Source organism: Ruegeria sp. SCP11, from assembly GCF_040329455.1.
GTDB classification, from domain to species: Bacteria; Pseudomonadota; Alphaproteobacteria; order Rhodobacterales; family Rhodobacteraceae; genus Ruegeria; species Ruegeria atlantica_E.
In genome coordinates this window covers 1-7,063 of record NZ_JBDZYG010000035.1, presented here as the reverse complement: position 1 = coordinate 7,063, position 7,063 = coordinate 1, and the positions used below count along the sequence as shown (strand labels likewise).

The following is a 7,063-nucleotide window of genomic DNA, read 5'->3' as shown; positions in this document are numbered from 1 at the left end:
AGATGGACAGCACAGTTAGATATCTGGGCGTCGAACTTGAAGACGCTCTAGCTATCGCCGAAGCCATTGAAATCTAGTGCAGTTGGGTCGCTTTCACAGGCGGCCCAAACCGGCCATTGGTCGAGGCTTCTCATCGATGCGGTGCGGCCCGCCAGACCGGACTTTCGCCGCAAGAGCAAATTCCTGAATCTTGCGAATTCACAAATCGCGGGACCTAGCCGCCAGATAGAGTTGTCTCGAAAGTGTTCTTTGCGTGACGGCTTAATTTCCGACTGGGTCGATGCCGTGGGTAATCTGTTGCGCCACCCGCGGCGTTCCGCTCCGCCGCCACAGCTGGCTTTCATTAGCTCTCTTTTTTAACAGTGCTATGCGTAAGATGTGGTGGTTGCTATCATTCATTCGATGACAGATACGATACGACCTTCGCCAGAACTTGCAGCCATAGTGGAACGTTGGATCAAAGCGTATGGGCGCGGCGATGGCGAAACGGTCGTGCATCTTTTCTCCGACGATGCCGCGTTGTCCTATTTTGGCTCTGACGAGGGCGAGTCGTGGCGGGATGATGCGCTGCGTCGCGGCATTGCGCAGTACATTCAGGAGGTCCCCCGGTTCCGATGGGACCCGGAAGAAATTCGTGGATTTGAATTCGGCTCCCTCGGTTGGGTAGAGTGGCAAGCAACGATCGACGCGATTGAAACGGGACAATCGGCGCAATTGCGCTCCACCGTCATTCTGAAACTCGATAAGGGTTCCTGGAAAATCGTGCACGTTCACAATTCCATTCCGGTCAATAATGTCGAAGGCTTCGGCTACGAGGCAAAAGGTTTTGAAGAACTTCTAGATGCTGCTCTGTCTACTCCCTACGAGCTTGGGCAAAGCGGAATAGCGACTGTGATGTTCACAGATATAGCCGACAGTACGACGATTGCTGAAACGATAGGGGATACACTCTGGACCGATTCTGTGCGCAGGCACCTCAAGCTGGTCGAGACCCATATCGTCGATAGCGGTGGGCAATTGGTGAAATCGCTTGGTGATGGTGTCATGTCTACCTTCGCCTCCGCAAGGGCCGCCCTGCTGGCGGCGCAGAATATTCAGCAGGCCAACGCAGCTGAATCCGCTGAACCAAAATTGCAAGTACGCATTGGATTGCATACCGGCGAAGTGATTACTTCTGACGCCGATCACTTTGGGACAGTGGTAAACAAAGCCGCCCGCATCGCGTCACTGGCTGCCCCAAGTGATATCTGTGTATCAGATGCCACGCGGATCATGGTTGGCGGGTCGAATGAATTTCATTTCCGTGACCCGATGACGATTCCGCTCAAAGGCTTGGATGGGGAACACTCAATATTCAAACTAGATTGGAAGGGTTTCACTTGAAGAATGACCTTCCAGCCTAAACTAAAAATCAAACCGGACCAGTCAGATTAGGCTACTCATAACCATATGTATGCATGCATCTAAATCAGCAATTTTAGCAAAGTTACGAGTAAGTTTCTCGTTTAGGCTAGTCTTGTTTCATCAACTCCCGGAAGCGGGGATGGTCGCAGATCGCATCAAGATCCGGATCGACCGATAGCCATTGAAGCACGTCCGGTCCTGCATCTTTGGCAGTACGTTCGAGCACATTCAGAGCTAGATCCGTATCGCCCAAAAGCGAATAGACACCAGCCATGTAGAAACTACCGTCGTCACTTCCGCCCCGTATTCGCAACGCGCGGCCCAACCATTCCCGCGCGGATACACGCCACAAGCCAAGTTCTTCTGACAAGACCGGCGAGACTATGTTTGTTCTACTTCAAGCTAAATCTTGTATTCACTGGGTTCGATGACACGAGTAATTAAGACCTCTCCAGAACAGTGAGGAGCTCTAATGCTGCGTTGTGATCGCTACACTGAACGCGATTGCGAAACTTGTTCTGCACGTCAGCCAATAGCTTAAGTGCTTCTGATATGGCACCGCGGTCTGCCATCAAGTGAGCGAGCGGGATCGCTGCGCGTCTTTCCCAGCTAAGCGCTGATTGCCCCTGAGCAATCCTGATGGCTTCACGGTAACATCTTTCCGCTTTGTCAGGATCGCCAAAGGCCAATGCAAGTTCCGCCCGAGCACAATAAGTATCCGCCTCATCCCACCTCTGGCTGGTTCTTTCCATCATCGGTTCGATTGCCGCGAGTGCATTTTCGGCCTGGTCCAGCTTTCCCAGACCGATATAAGCACGTGCTCTTGCGCGCATTGGAAAACCAGTGAACAACAGCGTATTCGCCTTGATCAGCGCCGCAAGACAGTCATCGGCATCTACCAGGGCCGCTTCAAAATCGCCACGATCCGCGTGAATAGCAGCACGTGTTGTCAGGCCAATCCTGCGCCAGATATCGATCTGTGCCTGATCCGCGACAGCAAGCACATTGTTTGACCATTGAAGAGCGTCGGAGTCGCGGTTCAAATATTTCAGGTAGCAAATGTGACCCAGAATATAAGCCCGGCTGAGCGCAGGATGCCCCGGTTGATACCCTGTCGCAGTCGCGTTCCCAGCGTGAGAATATGCGATGTCAATGTTGCCAAGGCACCAGTGCGTCAAAGCCAGATAAACGTTCGCGGTCGCACCTCCGTCGGTACCGAAGCGGTTAGCCTGATCGGAATCGCGCGACGAATCGTAGGCATTGAGGGCATTTTGGTAATACGGCAGACTGTCGGTAAACCTGCCCATCATTGTCCTTGAAGTCGCGACCATTCGATTTGCGACACTTCGGAACCTGTGCTGATCACTAATGTCGATATCATTCAAAACCGCGTGCCCAATAGCTTCCGCTTCAGGCAGCGAGGCGCTGACATAGCGACTGACCCACTCCCCGTATCGTATGACTGGCCACTCTGGCGCATCATCAAATCCATCAAGCAATTGGCGCGCGCGTTCAAAAGCCTTTATCGTTTCATTGGCGGTGTAGCCTTCCGCACCGATCAATGTCACACTGTGCTTTGCTGCAACTGATAACGCCTCGCTATGCCTGTTTCCTTCCTGCTCAAGCAAGCGCAGAGCAGATTGGTAATGCGACGCAGCCTCGCGAAAAGCCGGACGTTTAACAGCTAAGCTGCCAGCTTCGCGGTATAGCTCTATGGCTTTGTCAGTCAGACCGGCAGCCTCGGCGTGACGAGCGACAATTTCCGGTGGCGCAACATTTCCAAGTGCTGCGGCAAGCCGCTCATGTACCACGCGTCGCCGTGACAAAAGAAGGCTTTCATAGGCTGCATCGCGCACCAGCGCATGCTTGAACACATAACGTTCGTTTTCGCCCACACCGCGTCGAAATACCAACTCGGCCGATGCCAACCCTGCCAGACCTTCCCGCAACTCGTCCTCTTGGCCTTCTGTCGCAACCACCAAAAGGCCCAGATCAAACTCTCGTCCGATACAGGCCGCTGATTGCGCGATCTCCTTGATTTTTGGCGTGCGATCCAGCCGCGCCATCAGCGAGTCGTGGAGCGAAGCGGGAATTGCCGTTTGGCCACTCTCAACCACCGCCTTGGTAAGTTCTTCCACAAACAAGGGGATGCCATCTGTCCGCTCAATGATCGCCTCTACTGTCTCGCGGTTCAGCTTTCGTCCGCCAAGTCGTTCGACAATTGCATCAACACCTGCGCGTCCCAGCCTGTTCAACGCAAGCCGTGTCGCATGTGGGTGCGCCGCGAGATCGGGCTGATTGTCCGGGCGCGATGTCAACACGATCAACACCGGCGCATCCTCGATCACGTCAATTGTCAATTCCAACAATTCCAGTGTCGTCGGATCAATCCAATGCGCGTCTTCGAGAAAAAATGCCACGGGCTGCTGTTCGGCTAATTTCAGAACTTGCCGGGACAAGACGTCCAACGTCTCGGAACGTAACGCGGCAGGCGAAAGATCACTTGTGCCGTATCGTTCGGCTCCGTCCAGGCCAACCAGTTTCGCGATGATTGGCATGTCATCACGGTCAAAAAGTGTTTCAAGCTTGGTCAGCCGCGCTTCGTTGTCATCGTCCCGGGACCACCTCGCAGCGCGGTGCAATTGCTGGGTGACGGGCCAGAACGCAGTGTCACCGTGAAAGGGAGAACACTGATACATCAACCGCGTGTGTGACTCGTTTCCAATCGCGTCTTCCAGGGCGCGCATGATGCGCGACTTACCGATTCCAGCTTCGCCAACCAGAAGTACGACTTGCCCCTCTCCGTCACGTGCCGTTTTCCATCGCTCAAGCAACAGTGCCAGTTCCTGGTCCCTACCCACCAGTGGAGGCGTCATGCCGTCCGAGCGCAGAGAAAAGCGGCTTTCCTGGTCCTGTTCGCCAAGAACCCTAAAGGCCGCCACCGGTCCATCAATTCCTTTCAGCGACAAAGGTTCTGTCGCTTCCATTTCAAAAGCGCCGGTGATCAAAGCCTGTGTTGCCTCTGAAACCAAAACTTCTCCGGAACCCGCTTGTGCTTCGAGCCGCGCTGCGAGGTTAGGCGCGTCGCCAACAACCGTTTGCTCCAGCGCCGTGCCTCTTCCCACAAGCTCACCGACGACAACAATACCGGTTGCAATTCCGACCCTGCAGGAGATCACTTGCCCTCCTAAATTGAGATTTCGCACGGCTTGAACAACCGCAAGGCCTGCCCGCACCGCTCTTTCGGCTTCGTCCTCATGCGCCCTGGGCCAGCCGAAATAACCAATGACACCGTCACCCATAAACTTGGCGACATGACCTTCGAAACGAGCAATTTCACCGGCAACCGCATTTTGATAGGTCCTGATAATGGTGGACATTTCTTCGGCATCCAGTTGTGCCGAAAGGGCCGTTGATCCTACCAGATCCACAAACATCACAGTGAGTTGCCTTCTCTCACCTTCGGAGCTCGGCGTGCTGTCACCGCCATTTTCCACCGGCGCAAAGGCACGCTCTGACGGCTCCTTCAGCTCTCCACTAAGGCGTTGGATAGCAGCCCAAACCTTGCGTTTTGGGCCAAGTGGCAAACCTAGCTCTACGAGGTCTTCCTCTGTTAACTCTGGAAGAGTTTCAAAATCGATTTCGACGTCGTCGAAATCCCTTGCGTACTTTTCTAAGCCGAGTTCAGCCAGCCAGCTTGCGACATCAGGCATGCACAATTCTCCACGGAGCCAGCTTGCCTGATTTTGATATTTTCACAAAGCTTTTTGGATCTGTTTCAAAGCTATTGGGAAATGAAGACACATTACCAATGTCCGAGTAGAGTTGCCCCCGAAAGAGAACTCCCATGGACAGCAATGGTGGCTTTCGGCCCCAAGCCGCCATTGGCCAAGAACCTTCATCGCTGCAATGCGGCCCGCCAAAGCCGTCATTCGCCGCGACTGCAAACTCGGGGCTTTTGCGAACTCACGCGGTGCGGTACAAAGCGACCATGTTCATCCACCACGGTTGTGTGAATTGCGACGCGCTAAAGAGACTTTTCCATGATTACGAGATGCTTTGCTATTTCCGGGTCCTGCACACTTGACGGGTCAAAGGGTGCGTCCTGGAAACCTAGCGACTGGTAGAAGGCTATCGCTTCCCGAAGCCCGCTGCTCGTGTCCAGATAGAGCGATAAAAGACCCATCTTTCGTGCCTCTGCTTCCAGCCTATCCATCAACCGTTTGGCGAGGCCCATTCGGCGGGCTTGTGGTCTCACGAATAGTCGTTTTATCTCTCCCTTGTAGTTCGGAAGTTTGTGCAAAAGCACCATGCCAATCAGTTCGCCTTCAGAACTTCGCGCGACGATGAAACGTCCGTCTGGGCCGAGAAATTCATCGATTTGCGCGACAGTCTGGCGAAGTTGCTCCTCTGGATCGACAAGTTGTCCGGTGGCCTCTTCGTGACGCGCTACAGCGAAATTTAGGTATTCGATTTTCATGTCGATCCAGCCGGGTGCCTCGGCCAAGTCTGTCACAACTTCGATCCTAATATCACCAGCTCTCATGATGCCCCTCCAGACCTGAACCTAGCTGAGTTCATCTGCGATAGAAATGGCAGGGTTGGGTCAAACGGCACTTTCGATTTCTGCAAAGTCATCACTTGTGTGACATCGATTGAAGGTCGCGAAAGGGCTCACAGCGGTCACCTGACGGTTTCAGTGGGACATTGAGCCAGCTCAGACGACAGTAACGTCCGGAGTGCGGACTCTGCTGCCGTTGGTTGTCGATACGCCAACGTCAGCTTCCTATTCCTGATTTACCATTAGCCCAACCTCGCGCGCTCCGGCGATGATGTCGCTGGCAATAAAATGCCCGAGTGCGCGTAGTTCGGCATCGGGGGCGACAATATCGGGGACCTGCACCGTAATGAGGCCTGCCGCGTGCGCCGCGCGGACGCCGTTGGGCGAATCTTCGAACGCAACGCAGATTGCCGGATCGTGACCCAGACGTGTAGTAGCATGAAGATAGATATCCGGCGCAGGCTTGCTGGCCGCGACCTGATCGCCGCCTACTACGTCTTGAAAAAGCTCGCTGAGGCCCGCCCGGTCGAGATGCAAATGCGCCTTTTCTGTCTGGGTGCTGGTGGCGATGATGTAAGGGATACCCCGTTCGCGCAGGTGCATTGCCACCGCGCGCGCACCAGGTTTGACGGGGATGCAATCTGCTAGCCGTTTCGCGATTTCGTCGTCCCAGACGGCATCGAATTCCTCCAGTGTGACGCGTCCCGAAAGCCCATTCGTCAACAGTCGACGTCCCAGCACACGGTTCGTGCCAACTAGCCGCCGAAACAGATCGTCATCCTGCGGCAATCCGAGAGCGGCAAGCGCGGTGCGGAAGCCCTCGAAGTATACACGTTCGGTATCGAGCAACAGGCCGTCCATGTCGAACACAACGGCTTGGGGCGAGGGAAGATGCATGAGGGGTGATCTCTATTGGTTTGTTGTTGGTAGCATCGGTTGTATTGCAATAAAGCCGACAATCGTAAAGATTGCAGCGCCCGCCATCTTGGGCTCTGAGAGGACCTCGGAGCAATCGCAGCATCCTGTGATATTGGACCGCGTCAACGTCGGGTTGTCGTTGTGGGTGGGCATGGCGGATCGGAGGATCAGTCATGGAAA

At 54.5% G+C, this 7,063-nt stretch carries 5 protein-coding genes and 1 pseudogene; 2 read left to right on the top strand and 4 right to left on the bottom strand.

The genetic code is table 11. The features are described from left to right. Together ABLN94_RS24360 and ABLN94_RS24355 are read left to right on the top strand one after the other, a co-directional pair. Positions 1 to 77: pseudogene (locus ABLN94_RS24360) on the top strand (integrase); the annotation flags it as partial. Positions 78 to 402: 325 nt separating this feature from the next. Then, positions 403 to 1,383 carry a nuclear transport factor 2 family protein gene (locus ABLN94_RS24355; RefSeq protein WP_352997276.1) on the top strand — a complete coding sequence of 327 codons (981 nt, stop codon included), beginning with the start codon at positions 403 to 405 and terminating at the stop codon, positions 1,381 to 1,383. Positions 1,384 to 1,510: 127 nt separating this feature from the next. Here the strand turns inward: ABLN94_RS24355 and ABLN94_RS24350 are convergent, their stop codons facing one another. From ABLN94_RS24350 to ABLN94_RS24335, 4 genes are all read right to left on the bottom strand, one after another. Further along, positions 1,511 to 1,756, bottom strand: a complete 246-nt coding sequence (locus tag ABLN94_RS24350) for a TPR end-of-group domain-containing protein (protein WP_352997275.1) — start codon at positions 1,754 to 1,756, stop codon at positions 1,511 to 1,513. An 88-nt stretch (positions 1,757 to 1,844) separates the two neighbouring features. Continuing rightward, complete coding sequence (locus ABLN94_RS24345; protein ID WP_352997273.1) at positions 1,845 to 5,117, bottom strand: AAA family ATPase; 3,273 nt, start codon at positions 5,115 to 5,117, stop codon at positions 1,845 to 1,847. A 314-nt stretch (positions 5,118 to 5,431) separates the two neighbouring features. Then, a complete protein-coding gene (locus tag ABLN94_RS24340; protein WP_352997271.1) occupies positions 5,432 to 5,950 on the bottom strand; it encodes a GNAT family N-acetyltransferase in 519 nt (172 codons plus the stop codon). 240 nt (positions 5,951 to 6,190) lie between these two features. Next, a complete protein-coding gene (locus ABLN94_RS24335; protein ID WP_352997269.1) occupies positions 6,191 to 6,862 on the bottom strand; it encodes an HAD family hydrolase in 672 nt (223 codons plus the stop codon). Positions 6,863 to 7,063 lie beyond the last annotated feature (201 nt).